Below are 15,992 nucleotides of genomic sequence, written 5' to 3' on the forward strand. Positions count from 1 at the left end.
GTTATCAATCCAGCGGCACCGTCACACTCAGGGTGGTGCCTTCGCCCAATGCGCTGTCCAGGCTCAACTGCCCGCCCATGATCAGCACCCGTTCGCGCATGCCCACCAGGCCAAACGACACTGGTCGACCGGGGGCCTGGACGAAACCAATGCCATCGTCGCTGATGGTCAGCCGCAAGTGCGCGCCCTCCACCACCAGCGTCAGTTCGACAGTATGCGCCTGGGCATGGCGCATCACATTGGTCAGTGCCTCCTGCAGGATGCGGAACAGGCCGATGGCCTTGGCGTCGCTCAGTAGCGGCAGGTTATCCGGCACCTGCACCAGGCACGGAATCTGCGTACGGGCTTCGAAACGCCGGGCCTGCCATTCGATCGCCGAGGCAATCCCGGCATCGAGAATCGGCGGACGCAAGGCGGTGGCCACATCGCGTACCAGTTGGAACAGTTGGGCGATCAGGCGCTTCATACTGTTCAGCCGCTCGTGCAGGCCGGGATCCAGTTGCGCGTAGGTCAGTTCGCACATCGAGGTTTCCAGCTTGAGCACGGTGAGCATCTGCCCCAGTTCGTCGTGCACTTCCCGGGCGATGCGGGCCTTCTCTTCCTCGCGCACGGTTTCCAGGTGGGCCGACAATTCCCGCAGTTGCGCGCGGGAGGCGTCCAGCTCCAGCTCGATGCGTTTGCTCTCGCTGATGTCCCAGACAATTCCGTCCCAGACCACGGCGCCGTCTTCCAGGCGCCGGGTCACAGCCTTGATATCGGCCCAGCGCTGCTCGCCCAGGCGGGTCAGGATGCGGCCCTGCCAGGCCCAGTTACTCTCGGTCTCGATGGCCTGGTCCTGGGTGCGGTGATAACTGGCGCGGTCGTCGGGATGCACCAGGCTGCGAATGCCCATGGCCGGATGGCTGAGCACTTCCGGCGCGTAACCCACCAGCCCCTCGCTGCCCTGGCTGATGTAGGCGAACTCGATCGCCTCGCTGCGCGGCAAGCGCTCCAGGCGAAACACCAGACCTGGCACATTGGCGGCGATCCCTTGCAGCCGCGCTTCGCTTTCCTGCAACGCCGCAAGGGCCCGGCGACGCTCGGTGACGTCGTTGAGGTAAACCACCAGGTATTCGCCGTCGGCAAAGCGCAGGAAACTCAGGGACACGTCGGCCGGCAATACGCTGCCATCGGCGCGCAGGCAGTTGGTCGCAAAACTCTGCGGCCCGTCTTCGCTGGCCCGGGCGCGTTTCCACAGGTTGAGCCAGCGGTCCATGGTCAGCGTCGGGTCGAATTCGATCAGCGGTCGCTCGATCAGGGCGCCGGGAACGTAGCCGAGCATGGTTTCCGCCGCCTGGTTGGCGTAGCGCACATGGCTGTCCCAATTGACCCAGAGGATGCCGACGGTGCTTTGGTCGATGGAGAATTGGGTCAGGCGCAAGGCTTCGGCACCGGCGGCCCGGGCGGCACTTTCTTCCCGGGCGGCCAGCAGGTTGTGTTCCAGGCCGCGTTGCTGGCGGCGCTGCCAGAACACCACGGCCAGGCTGGCGAGCAAGAGAAGGCCGAGAAGCAAGGTGAGGTTTTGCCAGAACCCAGGCGACTCGGTCACACGAGGATATTTGGGCTGCAGCCAGCGTGTGTGCAACTGGTCCAGATCGCGGGCGGGAATCGAACGCAAGGCGCTTTGCATGATGTCGGCCAGCTCTGGCCAGTCGCGGCGCGTCGCCACCCGCAACAATTGCGGCAGGCCGATATCGCCCACCACGGCGAGGCCGGCGAACTCGGTTTCCCCAGACAACCGGCTCAATTGCGCCTCATCCACCACCGCATACCGCGCCTGCTGGCTCACCAGTAATTGCAGGGCCTGGCGCTCCATGGGCACGCCTTGCAGGTTGAGACTCGGATAGGTGCTGCGCAGGTAATCCGCCACGGCGCTGGGCATGCGCACGGCGACGCGGGATTGGTCGTCGAGTTTTTCCAGGTCGACAGCGGTGCTGCCATCGCGAACCCCGACGATGTGCTGGGGCACCCGCATATACGGATCGGAGAATAACCACAGGCGCAGGCCGGCCGGGGTTTGCAGCAGACCGGGGGCGAGGTCGACCTCGCCGTCACGCACCGCCGCCTCCAGTTGCTCCTGATTGGGAAAGTTGCGCCAGGTCAGCTCGATGTTCAGCGCCTTGGCCAGCCACTGCATCAATTCGACGTTGGCCCCGGAAAGCCGCTGCAAGCGCCGATCGTATTGTGCATAAGGCGCCTGTAACACCAGGCCGACCCGCAAGTCGGGATGCTGGCCGAGCCATTCACGTTCGCCGGCATCAAGCTGCGCCTGGTGAGCGGCAGGCGCAGGCACGGCGCCCGCGATCAAGGGAAAGCATAAACAGCCGATAACCAGCAGGTAGCGAAAACCCATGATCCACGTCTCATATCACTGACAAATACTGACCAACCCATTAGGCTGCCGGAATCACTTCTGGCCGGAAATCAACGATGCCACTTTCCCACCGCTCGGCACTGCCAGCATTGTGCCTGTCGCTGCTGTTTACCAGCGCCTTTTGTGTCGAGGCTGCCGACACTCCCGCTCCCGCCCCGGAAAAACCGGTAGCACGCCAGCCCTTGCCCGAGCGCAGCCAGGAAGAAGCCAACGCCCTGGAGCGACAAATCCCACAACAGGAACAGCAACAGTTGCAGGCAGGCAGCGATTCTTTCCTGGCCCTGTGGAAGCCGGCCAACACTGGCGAGCCTGAAGGCGTGGTGATTATCGTCCCGGGCAATGGCGAAAGTGCTGACTGGCCTCAAGCAATCGGGCCGTTGCGCAAAAAATTGCCGGACGCTGCCTGGGGCACCCTGAGCTTGTCACTGCCGGACCTGACCCTGGACACGCTGCCACCCCGGGTCATCGAATCGCCCAAGGCGGCCGTGGACACCAGCAGCAAAGACGCGAGCACCGTCGCCAAACCTGTGGAGCAAGCCGCCAGCGCCGAAGCTGAAGGCACCGACCCGGCTGTGGTTCCGGGCAACGATGAACAAGACAAGACCGACGCCACGCGAATCTTCGCGCGCATTGACGCCGCCCTTGCCTTCGCCCAGACCCAGAATGCCCGCAGTATTGTGTTGCTCGGCCACGGCACCGGCGCATGGTGGGCCGCGCGTTACCTGAGTGAAAAACAACCGGCGCAGGTGCAGAAATTTGTCATGGTCGCGGCGCAGACGCCCGCAAGTCGGCAACCCGATCTGCTACAACTGGCTCCGACCTTGAAACTGCCCACGGCAGACTTCTTCTACCAGGACAGCGCCCAGGCAAGCAAAGCCGCCCAGGAGCGCTCCCAGGCCAGCAAGCGCTTGAAGAACGGCAGCTACAAGCAGGTGTCGTTGAAGGCCTTCCCCGATAACAGCCCGGCCGGACAAGAGCAACTGTACCGGAGGATTCGCGGTTGGCTGAGCCCGCAAAAACCGGAGGACTGATCGCCGCTGTTGAAACTGATAAAGATCAACTGTGGGAGCTGGCTTGCCTGCGATACAGGCAACTCGGTTTCACTGATGCGCCGAGGTGACGCCATCGCAGGTAAGCCAGCTCCCACAGTCAGCGAAAGTCTCGTCTTTCGCGAATCAGCGCATAGGCGTTATGCAGCTCGCGGGTACGCTCGGTCGCCTCCCGCACCTGGGCTGGACTGGCACCACTGCCAGCAATTTTGTCCGGGTGGTGCCGGCTGAGCAGGCGCCGGTAGGCGCGTTTGATCACCGAAGGCTCAGTGGTCGAGGTCACCCCCAGAATCCGCAGCGCCTCCTGATAGGCCCCGCCACGATTGGCCAACGGTTTGCGCTCTGGCTCGTAGTCAGCCGCCAGCGCCTGGACCTGCTGGACCGTCCAACCCAGCCATTTGCCCCATTGCTCAATCAACTCGCGCTCGGCAGTACTGGCCTTGCCGTCCGCCCAGGCCATGCGCCAACAGGCACGCAGCACACCCTCCGCCGCATGAGGCTGGGCCTTGAGCACGCCCAAATAACCGCGCACCCGGTCCGAGCCGGATTTGCCGCGATTGAACGCGGCAATCGCACGGCGCTGAGCCGGCTCGGACATGTCCAGCGAGCGCATTTCCTGGCGCGCCTGCTGGATATGCCCGTCCACTACCCGGCCATTACTCTTGGCCAGGCGGCCGAGCAACACGAACAGCAATTCGTCATTACGCAGCGCCGGCCGACCGCCGAGGCGCTCACGTAGCTGCGCCCAGCTTTGCAGTTCCAAACGCCGGTCCAACGCCTGGCCCAGCAACGCGCCCAACATAGCCCCCGGAATGCTGGCAATGGCAAAGCCTGCCCCGGCTCCAATCAGAGTCCCTGGCCACAACATCCTAGTGCCCCGCTGCCAGCAGGGTTTCGACTTGCGCCAGGCGCTCCAGCGTCCCGACATCAATCCAGCGTCCGTTCATGTGTTCCCCCGTCACCAACCCTTTCGCCATGGCGTCACGCAACAGCGGCGCCAGTTTGAAAGCACCCGCACTGCAACCCGCGAACAGCTTGGGATGGAGCACGGAAATGCCACTGAAGGTCAGGTTATCGGCACCGGGAGCGGCATCATGAAGCGCTCCGTCCTTTATGTAGAAGTCACCGCCGGACGGGTGATGGGCCGGATTGTCGACCATTACCAGGTGGGCCAGGCCATTCAACGGCTGGTTCAGGCTGGCGAAGTCATAGTCGGTCCAGATGTCGCCATTGACCACCAGGAACGGTTCGTCCCCCAGCAGCGGCAAGGCCTTGAAAATCCCGCCGCCGGTTTCCAGCGGCTCGCCTTCGGCCGAGTACTGGATACGTACGCCGTACTGCGCGCCGTCCCCCAGGTAGCCTTCGATCTGCTGGCCGAGCCAGGCATGGTTGATGACGACATCGGTGAAGCCGGCTTTCGCCAGCGCCTCGAGGTGATACTCGATCAGGCGCTTGCCGCCGGCCTGGATCAGCGGCTTGGGCGTGTGCAGGGTGAGCGGGCGCATCCGCTCCCCTTTGCCGGCGGCCAGGATCATGGCCTTCATACCGCCGCCTCGACACGCAGGCTCGCCAGCAACTCACCCAGTTCGCTCAACTCTGGCCGGTCCGCGAGTACCGCCTCTATATAAGCAAAGAAGCGCGGCACGTCCGCCAGGTAGCGTGGTTTGCCATCGCGATGGCAAATGCGCGCGAAGATGCCAATCACCTTCAGGTGACGCTGCACGCCCATCAGGTCGCTGGCCCGCAGGAATTCTTCAAAGTCTGCCTGCACCGGTATGCCCAACTCGCCAGCACGCTGCCAATAACCCCGCTGCCATTCCCGCACGCGGGCCTGCGGCCAACTGAGGAACGCATCCTTGAACAGGCACGTGATGTCGTAGGTCACCGGGCCGTAGACCGCGTCCTGGAAATCCAGCACGCCGGGGTTCGGCTCGCTGATCATCAGGTTGCGCGGCATATAGTCGCGATGCACCAGCACCTTGGGCTGGGCCAGCGCGCTGTCGATCAGGTGTTCGCTGACGCGCTGCCACAGGCCAAGTTGCCGGGCGTCGAACTCGATGCCCAACTCCCGGCGAACGTACCATTCAGGAAACAATTCCAGCTCCCGACGTAACAGCGCGACGTCATAGCTGGGCAATGGCGCCTCCATCGGCAATTGCTGGAAAGCCAGCAACGCGTCGATGGCATCGGCGAACAATTGATCAGCATTTTGCTCGTCAATCACGTCCAGATAGTTTTTTTTCCCCAGGTCGTTAAGCAAAAGAAAGCCGCGAATCAGATCTTGCGCATAAATTTTCGGAACATTTATTCCCGATTGACCGAGCAAATGAGCGATATCGACGAAAGGTTTGCAGTTTTCCTGGGGGGGTGGAGCGTCCATTACGACAAAACTGCGACCTCCTCCGTCCCATCGGAAGTAACGCCTGAAACTCGCGTCACTGCTGGCCGCAGTCAACGTGGCCGGGGGTACGACACCCCAGCCCTGGGCGGTAAAAAGGCTGGGCAATTGCTCATCAAGCCAGACTTTCAGCTGTTGCAAACGTAGATCTTGGTCGGGCATTACAAGGGTCTCCGACGGCGCTAGCCGTCAAGCGGGTCATGCTTTATTATCACGCATCTTTTTCAGACCATCGAGAGGCGTGCGGCCCACACCGCGGGCAGATGGCACGCAGGAAGCCCGGACTAATAAGATGGCATTGAAATCCCCCGCGTTTCGTAGAAAATTTCCGTTGCTGGTAACCGGCAGTCTGCTGGCCATGCAACCTTTCGCCACCTCATTCGTGGTCGCCGCGGAACAGTATGACTGCTCAGTCTCTGCTTCGGGTGCCTGGGATTGCGCGCCGAAGACGGCCGCAGCCCCGCTGCCACCGCGCCCGGTGCATGACGGCAGTGCCGTCAGCTCCGCCAGTGGCACGCCGCAAGGCGAGTCCGGCGGCAGTGCCGAGGCAGTGCCGCAGACCACGCTGGTCACCGAGGCCAAGGGCCGTGGCCTGCGTTCGCGCAGCGCCGACTACAGCCATCTGGACTGGGTCCCTCGCGAGAAGCTCACCGCTGCGCAACTGGCCGAAACCGGCCCGTACTGCTCCGGCGCGTACATCGAGCCGATCCGTCCTGGCATGAACGACAAGACGAACAAGAGCGACGCGCCGACCTTCATCGGCGCCAAGGTCTCTCGTTACGAGCAGGAACAGCAGGTTGCTTCCCTGGCCGGTGACGTCGTCATGCGCCAGGGCAGCATGCAGGTCGAGGCCGACGAGGCCAACCTTTACCAGGCCGAGAACCGTGGCGAGCTGAACGGCAACGTCCGTCTGCGCGACAACGGCGCCCTGCTGGTGGGCGACCACGCTGAAGTCCAACTGGACACCGGTGCCGCCAAGGTCGACAACGCCGAATACGTGATGCACAAATCGCGCATCCGCGGCAACGCGCTGTACGCCAAGCGCGCCGAGAACGCGATCATCCGTCTCAAGGACGGTACGTACACCACCTGTGAGCCGAACAGCAACGCCTGGCAGCTCAAGGGCAACAACATCACGCTCAACCCGGCCACGGGTTTTGGTACGGCGACCAACGTAACGTTGCGAGTGAAGGACATTCCGATCCTTTACACCCCGTACATCTACTTCCCGATCGACAACCGCCGTCAATCCGGCTTCCTGCCGCCGAGCTTCAGCACCGGTGGCGAGACTGGCTTCACGCTGGTTACGCCGTACTACTTCAACCTGGCGCCAAACTACGATGCCACGTTGTACCCGCAATACATGACCAAGCGCGGCATGTTGATGGAAGGCGAATTCCGCTACCTCACCAAGTCGAGCGAAGGACAGTTTGGTGGGGCGTACCTGAACGACGATAGCGACGAGCGCAAGCTGCAGACCGACTACGAAAAAACTCGTTATATGCTCAACTGGCAGCATAAGGGCGGGTTGGACACGCGTGTCCTGACCAAGGTCGACTACACCAACATCAGCGATCCATATTACTTCCAGGATTTGAAGTCCTATCAGGAAGGGATCAAGACTCAGGACTACGTGAACCAGCAAGGTTCCGTGACCTATCGTGGCGATACCTACCAGGCAGCGCTGAACCTGCAGGCCTATCAACTGGCTACGATTTCGCAGATCACCCCGTATAACCGGCTGCCGCAGCTCACCTTTAACGGTACGTTGCCATACCATCCAGGTGGGTTGAATTTCGCCTACGAGACCGAAGCGGTAAGGTTTGATCGGGATCTAGAGAGCGGAACGTTCAAGGACGAGAACGGCATCCCGTCCGCACGCCTGGACACACTGGTCGCCGGCCTCACGCGCGCCAACGGTACCCGCTTGACTGCTGCGCCAAATGTCTCGCTCCCTCTGGAGTGGAGCTATGGGTTCCTTACTCCGAAACTCAAGTACGTGTACACCAAATACGATCTTGATCTGGATAGCCAGGGCAAGGACGATCTGGTCACAAACCGTATGGGTGCTTCTGCTCTGGGCGAAACATTCAAGAGCTCTCAAAGCCGCGCAGTTCCGATTGCAAGCATCGACAGCGGTCTTTATTTCGACCGCAACACGGACTGGTTTGGAAAACCCTATCGCCAGACACTCGAGCCGCGTCTTTTTTATCTCTATGTTCCCGAAAAAGACCAAACCGATATTCCAGTCTTTGACACTGCGGAAACAGCGTTCAGCTACGCGTCGCTGTTTCGTGACAACCGCTTTGTCGGTGGAGACCGCATTGGTGATGAAAACAAGCTGTCGCTGGGTGTAACCAGCCGGTGGATCGAAGAAAACGGGTTTGAACGCCAACGTGTGTCCATCGGCCAGGCCATTTACTTCAAAGACCGCGAAGTGCAATTGCCAGGCATTGATGCTACGACCCGCGATGATGCCCACGAAAATGTTTCACCAATCGCACTGGACTACTCGTTCCGCTTCAACCGCGATTGGCGCGCCACTGCGGACTACAACTGGGATCCAACAACCCATAGCCCACGCTCCGGCAGTGCGATGTTCCACTACCAGCCGGAAGACAACCCGAACAAGGTTATCAACGTCGGCTATCGCTATCGTAACGACCAGGTGGTCTACAACCAACTGACCGGCAAATGGCAATTTGGCGGAGACTTCGGTACCGAAGGCCAACCAGGCTTCGTGAAGGATTACTACAAAATCCAGCAACACGACTTCTCGATGATGTGGCCGATCGTTCCGCAGTGGAACCTGATCACCCGCTGGCAGTATGACTATGCCCGCAACCGCACCCTGGAAGCTTTCGGTGGTTTCGAGTACGACAACTGCTGCTGGAAACTGCGCGTCATCAACCGTTACTGGGTTTCCAACGACGAATACAGCCAGATCGCCCCGCTGAACGAAAAGGGTGACCACGGGCTCTTCTTCCAGATCGTCCTTAAAGGACTCGGCGGCCTGACCGGCGCCAAGGTAGAGAGCTTCCTCGACAAAGGCATTGAAGGTTATCGTGAACGTGAAGACCAAGCTTTCTGATTGTCTGCGCCCGCTGATGCTGGGCGCGCTGTTCCTGGGTACTGCCGCAGCTCACGCTGCGGTTCAACCGCTGGACAAGGTAGTGGCCATCGTCGATAACGACGTGATCATGCAGAGCCAACTGGACCAGCGGGTCAAGGAAGTTCAGCAAACCATCGCCAAGCGTGGTGGCGGCGTACCGCCGACCAGCGTGCTGGACCAGCAGGTGCTCGAGCGCCTGATCGTTGAAAACCTGCAATTGCAGATCGGCGATCGTTCCGGCATCCGTATCAGCGACGAAGAATTGAACCAGGCTGTCGGCACCATCGCCCAGCGCAACAACATGAGTGTTGATCAGTTCCGCGCCGCCCTGGCTCACGACGGTCTGTCCTATGAGGACGCCCGTGACCAGATTCGCCGCGAAATGATCATCAGCCGCGTGCGTCAGCGCCGTGTGGCCGAGCGGGTTCAAGTGTCCGAGCAGGAAGTGAAGAACTTCCTGGCCTCTGACCTTGGCAAGATGCAGCTTTCCGAAGAACTGCACCTGGCCAACATCCTGGTTCCTACCCCAGACAGCGCCAACGCAGAACAGCTCAACGCTGCTGCGGCGAAAACCCAGGCCATCTATGACCGTCTCAAGCAAGGTGCTGACTTTGCCCAGATGGCCATTGCCCAATCCGGCAGCGACAACGCCCTCGAGGGCGGTGACATGGGCTGGCGTAAAGCCGCTCAACTGCCACCACCGTTCGACCGCGAGCTGAGCGCCATGGAAGTGGGTGGCATCACCCAGCCTGCGCGTACACCAGGCGGCTTCATCATCCTCAAGTTGCTCGGCAAGCGCGGTGGCGAAGAAGCCCAGATGAAGGACGAAGTTCACGTTCGTCACATCCTGGTCAAGCCAAGCGAGATCCGTACCGAAGCCCAAACCAAGGAACTGGCCCAGAAGCTCTATGACCGCATCGAAGCGGGCGAAGACTTCGGCGAGCTGGCGAAGAGCTATTCCGAAGACCCGGGTTCGGCGCTTAACGGCGGTGATCTGAACTGGATCGACCCGAAAGCACTGGTTCCCGAGTTCCAGGACGTCATGGCCAAGACTCCGCAAGGCGTACTGTCCAAGCCGTTCAAGACCCAATATGGCTGGCATGTGCTGGAAGTCCTTGGCCGTCGCGCCACTGACAACACCGCTCAAGCCCGCGAGCAACAAGCCCTGACCGTGCTGCGTAACCGCAAATACGACGAAGAGCTGCAAACCTGGTTGCGTCAGATCCGTGACGAAGCCTACGTAGAGAACAAGCTTCCTGGCGCCGACCAAACAGGCACCGACCAGGCAGCCCAGTGAAACCCAAGCGTTTCGCATTGACACCCGGCGAGCCGGCCGGCATTGGTCCTGACCTGTGCCTGCTGCTCGCCTCGCACACCCAGCCACACCCCCTGATTGCCATCACCAGCCGCGACTTGCTCCTTGAGCGGGCCGCGCAGCTGGGCGTGGCCGTCGATCTGCTATCGGTGGGCCCAGGCAACTGGCCTGACCTTCCGGCACCGGCAAACAGCCTGTACGTATGGGATACCCCGCTGGCGGCCAAGGTCGTCGCCGGGCAACTGGACAAGGCCAACGCTGCCTTCGTCCTGGAAACCCTGACCCGAGCCGGCCAGGGCTGCATCGACGGGGATTTCGCCGGAATGATCACCGCGCCCGTACACAAGGGCGTGATCAATGAATCGGGGATCGCCTTTTCCGGCCATACCGAATTCCTCGCCGAACTGACCCACACCGAACAAGTGGTGATGATGCTGGCAACGGGCGACCTGCGGGTGGCGCTGGTGACCACTCACCTGCCCCTGCGGGAGATTGCCGACGCCATTACCCCCGAGCGCCTGGAGCGTGTCACACGCATCCTGCACGCCGACCTGCAACAGAAATTCGGCATCGCCCAACCACGCATCCTGGTCTGCGGGCTCAACCCCCACGCCGGTGAAGGTGGCCACCTGGGCCATGAAGAAATCGACATCATCGAACCAACCCTGGAGCGTCTGCGCCTTGAGGGCATGGACCTGCGCGGCCCATTGCCTGCCGACACTCTGTTTACCCCCAAATATCTGGAGCACTGCGACGCAGTGCTGGCGATGTACCATGACCAGGGGCTGCCCGTGCTGAAGTACAAAGGCTTCGGCGCCGCCGTCAACGTGACGCTGGGCCTGCCGATCATCCGCACCTCCGTCGACCATGGCACCGCCCTGGACCTCGCAGGCAGCGGCAAGATCGATACCGGCAGCCTGCACGTGGCCCTGGAAACCGCCTATCAGATGGCCGAGACCCGTATATGACCGAGCATTACCAACACCGGGCGCGCAAGCGTTTCGGGCAAAACTTCCTGCACGACGCTGGCGTGATTGACCGCATCCTGCGCTCCATCCATGCCAAGCCCGAAGACCGCCTGCTGGAAATCGGTCCGGGCCAAGGCGCCCTGACCCAAGGCCTGCTGAAGAGCGGCGGCCAGTTGGACGTGGTTGAGTTGGACAAGGACCTGATCCCGATCCTCAACCAGCAGTTCGCCGGCATGCCCAACTTCAACCTGCACCAGGGCGATGCGCTGAAGTTCGACTTCACCAGCCTCAATGCGGCGCCCAACAGCCTGCGGGTGGTCGGCAACCTGCCTTACAACATCTCCACCCCGCTGATTTTTCACCTGCTGAACAACGCCGGCATCATCCGCGACATGCACTTCATGCTGCAAAAGGAAGTGGTTGAGCGTCTGGCCGCAGGCCCTGGCGGCGGTGATTGGGGTCGTCTGTCGATCATGGTTCAGTACCATTGCCGCGTAGAACACCTGTTCAACGTCGGCCCGGGCGCGTTCAACCCGCCGCCGAAGGTCGACTCCGCCATCGTGCGCCTGGTGCCTCACGCGGTGCTGCCGCACCCGGCCAAAGACCACAAATTGCTGGAGCGCGTGGTGCGCGAGGCGTTCAACCAACGCCGCAAGACCTTGCGCAATACGCTGAAGGCTTTGCTCAGCAACGCCGAAATCGAAGCAGCCGGTGTCGACGGCAGCCTGCGCCCCGAGCAGCTTGACCTGGCCGCCTTCGTGCGCCTGGCTGACCAGCTCGCCATTCAGCCTGCGCCAGCGGCCGAATAAAGTAGAGTCGGGCACCGCCAGACAGCATGTCTGGCCTAGTGCCCACCACTTGGCCTAGACTGATCGGCATCCGCTGTTCCCCCGCTTTTGCTTTTAAGGCCTCTTGCATGTCCGATCCTCGTTATCAGATCGACGTCAGCGTCGTCACCCGCTTTCTGGCGGAACAATCGCAACCCGAGCAGAACCGTTTTGCGTTCGCCTACACCATTACCGTGCAAAACAACGGCGAGCTGCCTGCCAAGCTGCTGTCGCGCCACTGGGTCATCACCGACGGTGACGGCCAGGTCGAGGAAGTCCGCGGCGCCGGCGTGGTCGGCCAACAACCGCTGATCGCCCCCGGCAAGAGCCACACCTACAGCAGCGGCACCGTCATGACCTCCCGCGTCGGCAACATGCAAGGCAGCTACCAGATGCTCGCCGACGACGGTAAACACTTCGACGCCATCATCGCCCCGTTCCGCCTCGCGGTACCTGGAGCCCTGCACTGATGGCGACGTATGCCGTCGGTGACCTGCAAGGCTGCCTGGAACCGCTCAAGTGCCTGCTCGACCGTGTGGCCTTCGATCCAGCCAAGGATCGCCTGTGGCTGGTAGGCGACTTGGTCAACCGTGGCCCGCAATCCCTGGAAACCCTGCGCTTCCTTTATGGCATGCGCGACTCCCTGGTGTGTGTACTGGGCAACCATGACCTGCACCTGCTGGCCGCAGGCAATAACATCGAGCGTCTGAAAAAGGGCGATACCCTGCGGGAAATCCTCGAAGCGCCGGATCGCACCGAACTGCTTGACTGGTTGCGTCGGCAAAAAATAATGCACTACGACGAGAGCCGCGACACCGCGCTGGTGCATGCAGGGATTCCACCGCAGTGGACGCTGAAGAGAGCCCTCAAGTGTGCAGGCGAAGTCGAAGCCGCCTTGGCCGACGACGACCTGTACACGGCTTACCTGGATGGCATGTACGGCAACGATCCGGTGAAGTGGGACAACGAACTCACCGGCGTCGCGCGCTTGCGGGTGATCACCAACTACTTCACGCGCATGCGCTTCTGCACCGCCGAAGGCAAACTGGACCTCAAGAGCAAGGAAGGCGCCGACACCGCGCTGCCCGGCTACAAGCCCTGGTTTGCCCACAAGGAACGCAAGACCCGTGAAACGAAGATCATCTTCGGCCACTGGGCAGCCCTGGAAGGCAAATGCGATGAACCCGGTGTATTCGCCCTCGACACCGGCTGCGTGTGGGGCGGCGCCATGACCCTGATGAACATCGACACCGGCGAGCGCTCGAGCTGCCAGTGCGACTCCCCCGTTCCCGAACAACTGCAGGCCACGGCAAAGCGCTGAGCTGCGCTTTCACACAGGCCAAAGGAGCCCGCCATGACTGAATTCAAACGTATCCCTCCCGAGCAAGCCCAGGCGCTGCGCGAAAAAGGCGCAGTGGTTGTCGACATCCGTGACCAGCCGACCTACATCGCCGGCCACATCAGTGGTGCCCAGCACCTGGACAACCACAACATCGCCGATTTCATCCGCGCCGCCGACCTCGACGCGCCGCTGATCGTGGCGTGCTACCACGGCAACTCCAGCCAAAGCGCAGCAGCCTATCTGGTGAGCCAGGGTTTCTCCGACGTCTATAGCCTCGACGGCGGCTTTGAGCTATGGCGTACGACCTATCCTGCAGAAATTGCCGCAGGCGACGCGCAATAATTTTTTTCAAACCCCGCTACCCCGCGTGACGCTTGGCCTCGCGCCGTTTCTGACGAACGGCGCGGCCAAACTAATTTCGTATCGCGCCTTGAACTCCCGGATTCCGAACTATCCTTAAGCGCAGGCCATCCAAAACAGGGGAGAGCCGGTACACCGGCGTGCGGGTCATCGGTAGCGTTTCAGGGTGTTCTGGGGGGAAAACGGCCATTGGTGTCCACCAATGGCTGCCAGCATCGACTGATTGATCCGGCGTCGGCTCCACGTATCGAGCGAGGTGACGACGTCATGAGTATTTTTAGCCACTTCCAACAACGCTTCGAGTCCACCCGCCAGGAAGAGCTCTCGCTTCAGGAGTATCTCGAACTGTGCAAAAAGGACCGCAGCGCCTACGCGTCTGCCGCTGAACGCCTGCTGTTGGCGATCGGCGAGCCGGAGCTGGTGGACACCGCAGCCAATTCGCGCCTGTCGCGAATTTTCTCGAACAAGGTGATCCGTCGCTATCCGGCCTTTGAAGACTTCCACGGCATGGAAGAATGCATTGACCAGATCGTCTCGTATTTCCGCCATGCCGCCCAAGGCCTGGAAGAGAAGAAACAGATCCTCTATCTGCTCGGTCCCGTCGGCGGGGGCAAGTCGTCCCTGGCCGAGAAGCTCAAACAACTGATCGAAAAGGTGCCGTTCTACGCAATCAAGGGCTCGCCTGTGTTCGAGTCGCCCCTGGGGCTGTTCAACGCCACGGAAGATGGCGCGATCCTCGAAGAGGACTTCGGCATTCCACGGCGCTACCTCAACACCATCATGTCGCCCTGGGCGACCAAGCGCCTGGCCGAGTTCGGCGGCGACATCAGCCAGTTCCGGGTGGTGAAACTCTATCCATCGATCCTCAACCAGATCGCCGTGGCCAAGACCGAACCGGGTGACGAGAATAACCAGGACATCTCGGCGCTGGTGGGTAAGGTCGATATCCGCAAACTCGAAGAATTCCCGCAGAACGATGCCGACGCCTACAGCTACTCGGGCGCACTATGCCGGGCCAACCAGGGCCTGATGGAGTTCGTGGAGATGTTCAAGGCACCGATCAAGGTGCTGCACCCACTGCTCACCGCGACACAGGAGGGTAACTACAACAGTACCGAAGGCCTGGGGGCGATTCCGTTTACCGGGATCCTGCTGGCCCACTCCAACGAATCGGAGTGGCACACCTTCCGCAACAACAAGAACAACGAAGCCTTCATCGACCGGATCTACATCGTCAAGGTGCCGTACTGCCTGCGGGTCAGCGATGAAATCAAGATTTACGACAAGCTGCTGTTCAACAGCTCCCTGGCCAAGGCCCATTGCGCGCCTGACACCCTGAAGATGCTGGCCCAGTTCACCGTGCTGTCGCGCCTCAAGGAGCCGGAAAACTCCAACATCTACTCGAAGATGCGGGTGTACGACGGCGAAAACCTCAAGGACACCGATCCGAAGGCCAAGTCGATCCAGGAATACCGCGATACCGCGGGCGTTGACGAGGGCATGAACGGCCTGTCGACACGCTTTGCGTTCAAGATCCTGTCCAAGGTCTTCAACTTCGACCCCCACGAAATCGCCGCCAACCCGGTGCACCTGCTCTACGTGCTGGAACAGCAGATCGAACAGGAACAGTTCCAGGCTGAAACCCGCGAGCGCTACCTGCGCTTCCTCAAGGAATACCTTGCACCGCGCTACATCGAGTTCATCGGCAAGGAAATCCAGACCGCGTACCTGGAGTCCTACAGCGAATACGGCCAGAACATCTTCGACCGCTATGTGCTGTATGCAGACTTCTGGATCCAGGACCAGGAATACCGCGACCCGGAAACCGGCGAGATCCTCAACCGCGTGGCCCTCAACGAGGAACTGGAAAAGATCGAAAAACCCGCCGGCATCAGCAATCCGAAGGATTTCCGCAACGAAATCGTCAACTTCGTGCTGCGCGCCCGGGCCAACAACAACGGCAAGAACCCTACCTGGCTCAGCTACGAGAAGCTGCGGGTGGTCATCGAGAAGAAAATGTTCTCCAACACCGAGGATCTGCTGCCGGTCATCAGCTTCAACGCCAAGGCCAGCAAGGAGGATCAGCAAAAACACAACGACTTCGTCACTCGTATGGTCGAGCGTGGCTACACCGACAAACAGGTACGACTGCTCTCCGAGTGGTACCTGCGGGTCCGCAAATCGCAGTAAGGCAGCGACAAGCGTGCA

At 61.1% G+C, this 15,992-nt stretch carries 13 protein-coding genes; 9 read left to right on the top strand and 4 right to left on the bottom strand.

Annotated features, from left to right (window positions below):
* Positions 1–4 precede the first annotated feature (4 nt).
* A complete protein-coding gene (locus tag JFU58_RS21205) occupies positions 5–2,392 on the bottom strand; it encodes a PAS domain-containing sensor histidine kinase (RefSeq protein WP_201142107.1) in 2,388 nt (795 codons plus the stop codon).
* Positions 2,393–2,469: 77 nt separating this feature from the next.
* Between JFU58_RS21205 and JFU58_RS21210 the strand changes: the two genes are divergently transcribed.
* Positions 2,470–3,444: an alpha/beta hydrolase family protein gene (locus tag JFU58_RS21210; protein WP_201142109.1), complete on the top strand. Its 975-nt coding sequence runs from the start codon at positions 2,470–2,472 to the stop codon at positions 3,442–3,444.
* A 118-nt stretch (positions 3,445–3,562) separates the two neighbouring features.
* On the opposite strand, the gene JFU58_RS21215 is transcribed toward JFU58_RS21210, so the two are convergent.
* From JFU58_RS21215 to JFU58_RS21225, 3 genes are read right to left on the bottom strand one after another with little or no spacing between them, the layout of a single operon-like run.
* A complete protein-coding gene (locus JFU58_RS21215; protein ID WP_201142111.1) occupies positions 3,563–4,330 on the bottom strand; it encodes a TerB family tellurite resistance protein in 768 nt (255 codons plus the stop codon).
* Between the two features lies 1 nt (position 4,331).
* On the bottom strand, positions 4,332–5,006 hold the full coding sequence (gene murU / locus JFU58_RS21220) for an N-acetylmuramate alpha-1-phosphate uridylyltransferase MurU (protein ID WP_201142113.1): 675 nt from the start codon (positions 5,004–5,006) through the stop codon (positions 4,332–4,334).
* Positions 5,003–6,022, bottom strand: a complete 1,020-nt coding sequence (locus JFU58_RS21225) for an aminoglycoside phosphotransferase family protein (RefSeq protein WP_201142116.1) — start codon at positions 6,020–6,022, stop codon at positions 5,003–5,005. The genes murU and JFU58_RS21225 overlap by 4 nt, the downstream gene beginning before the upstream one ends.
* Positions 6,023–6,152: 130 nt before the next feature.
* On the opposite strand from JFU58_RS21225, the gene JFU58_RS21230 reads away from it, so the two are divergent.
* From JFU58_RS21230 to JFU58_RS21265, 8 genes are all read left to right on the top strand, one after another.
* The gene (locus JFU58_RS21230; RefSeq protein WP_201142118.1) at positions 6,153–8,951 is read left to right on the top strand and encodes an LPS-assembly protein LptD; all 2,799 of its coding nucleotides are present in this window, start codon (positions 6,153–6,155) and stop codon (positions 8,949–8,951) included.
* On the top strand, positions 8,932–10,269 hold the full coding sequence (locus JFU58_RS21235) for a peptidylprolyl isomerase (protein ID WP_371103567.1): 1,338 nt from the start codon (positions 8,932–8,934) through the stop codon (positions 10,267–10,269). Before JFU58_RS21230 ends, JFU58_RS21235 begins: the two co-directional genes overlap by 20 nt.
* On the top strand, positions 10,266–11,255 hold the full coding sequence (pdxA, locus tag JFU58_RS21240; protein ID WP_093204434.1) for a 4-hydroxythreonine-4-phosphate dehydrogenase PdxA: 990 nt from the start codon (positions 10,266–10,268) through the stop codon (positions 11,253–11,255). Before JFU58_RS21235 ends, pdxA begins: the two co-directional genes overlap by 4 nt.
* Positions 11,252–12,064: a 16S rRNA (adenine(1518)-N(6)/adenine(1519)-N(6))-dimethyltransferase RsmA gene (gene rsmA, locus JFU58_RS21245; protein ID WP_076017896.1), complete on the top strand. Its 813-nt coding sequence runs from the start codon at positions 11,252–11,254 to the stop codon at positions 12,062–12,064. Before pdxA ends, rsmA begins: the two co-directional genes overlap by 4 nt.
* 107 nt (positions 12,065–12,171) lie before the next feature.
* Positions 12,172–12,552: a Co2+/Mg2+ efflux protein ApaG gene (gene apaG, locus JFU58_RS21250; RefSeq protein WP_003210996.1), complete on the top strand. Its 381-nt coding sequence runs from the start codon at positions 12,172–12,174 to the stop codon at positions 12,550–12,552.
* On the top strand, positions 12,552–13,403 hold the full coding sequence (locus JFU58_RS21255) for a symmetrical bis(5'-nucleosyl)-tetraphosphatase (protein ID WP_201142120.1): 852 nt from the start codon (positions 12,552–12,554) through the stop codon (positions 13,401–13,403). The genes apaG and JFU58_RS21255 overlap by 1 nt, the downstream gene beginning before the upstream one ends.
* Positions 13,404–13,436: 33 nt before the next feature.
* On the top strand, positions 13,437–13,766 hold the full coding sequence (gene glpE, locus JFU58_RS21260) for a thiosulfate sulfurtransferase GlpE (protein ID WP_201142122.1): 330 nt from the start codon (positions 13,437–13,439) through the stop codon (positions 13,764–13,766).
* Positions 13,767–14,051: 285 nt separating this feature from the next.
* Positions 14,052–15,974, top strand: a complete 1,923-nt coding sequence (locus JFU58_RS21265; RefSeq protein ID WP_003210999.1) for a PrkA family serine protein kinase — start codon at positions 14,052–14,054, stop codon at positions 15,972–15,974.
* The last annotated feature ends 18 nt before the right edge of the window (positions 15,975–15,992 follow it).

It is taken from the genome of Pseudomonas sp. TH34 (genome assembly GCF_016650865.1).
Lineage (GTDB): Bacteria > Pseudomonadota > Gammaproteobacteria > Pseudomonadales > Pseudomonadaceae > Aquipseudomonas > Aquipseudomonas yamanorum.

Excerpts from the sequence above, each read along its gene's own strand:
- JFU58_RS21205 (WP_201142107.1), bottom strand. The coding sequence starts at position 2,392 with ATGGGTTTTCGCTACCTGCTGGTTATCGGCTGTTTATGCTTTCCCTTG.
- JFU58_RS21210 (WP_201142109.1), top strand. The coding sequence starts at position 2,470 with ATGCCACTTTCCCACCGCTCGGCACTGCCAGCATTGTGCCTGTCGCTG.
- JFU58_RS21215 (WP_201142111.1), bottom strand. The coding sequence starts at position 4,330 with ATGTTGTGGCCAGGGACTCTGATTGGAGCCGGGGCAGGCTTTGCCATT.
- murU (WP_201142113.1), bottom strand. The coding sequence starts at position 5,006 with ATGAAGGCCATGATCCTGGCCGCCGGCAAAGGGGAGCGGATGCGCCCG.
- JFU58_RS21225 (WP_201142116.1), bottom strand. The coding sequence starts at position 6,022 with ATGCCCGACCAAGATCTACGTTTGCAACAGCTGAAAGTCTGGCTTGAT.
- JFU58_RS21230 (WP_201142118.1), top strand. The coding sequence starts at position 6,153 with ATGGCATTGAAATCCCCCGCGTTTCGTAGAAAATTTCCGTTGCTGGTA.
- rsmA (WP_076017896.1), top strand. The coding sequence starts at position 11,252 with ATGACCGAGCATTACCAACACCGGGCGCGCAAGCGTTTCGGGCAAAAC.
- apaG (WP_003210996.1), top strand. The coding sequence starts at position 12,172 with ATGTCCGATCCTCGTTATCAGATCGACGTCAGCGTCGTCACCCGCTTT.
- JFU58_RS21255 (WP_201142120.1), top strand. The coding sequence starts at position 12,552 with ATGGCGACGTATGCCGTCGGTGACCTGCAAGGCTGCCTGGAACCGCTC.
- glpE (WP_201142122.1), top strand. The coding sequence starts at position 13,437 with ATGACTGAATTCAAACGTATCCCTCCCGAGCAAGCCCAGGCGCTGCGC.
- JFU58_RS21265 (WP_003210999.1), top strand. The coding sequence starts at position 14,052 with ATGAGTATTTTTAGCCACTTCCAACAACGCTTCGAGTCCACCCGCCAG.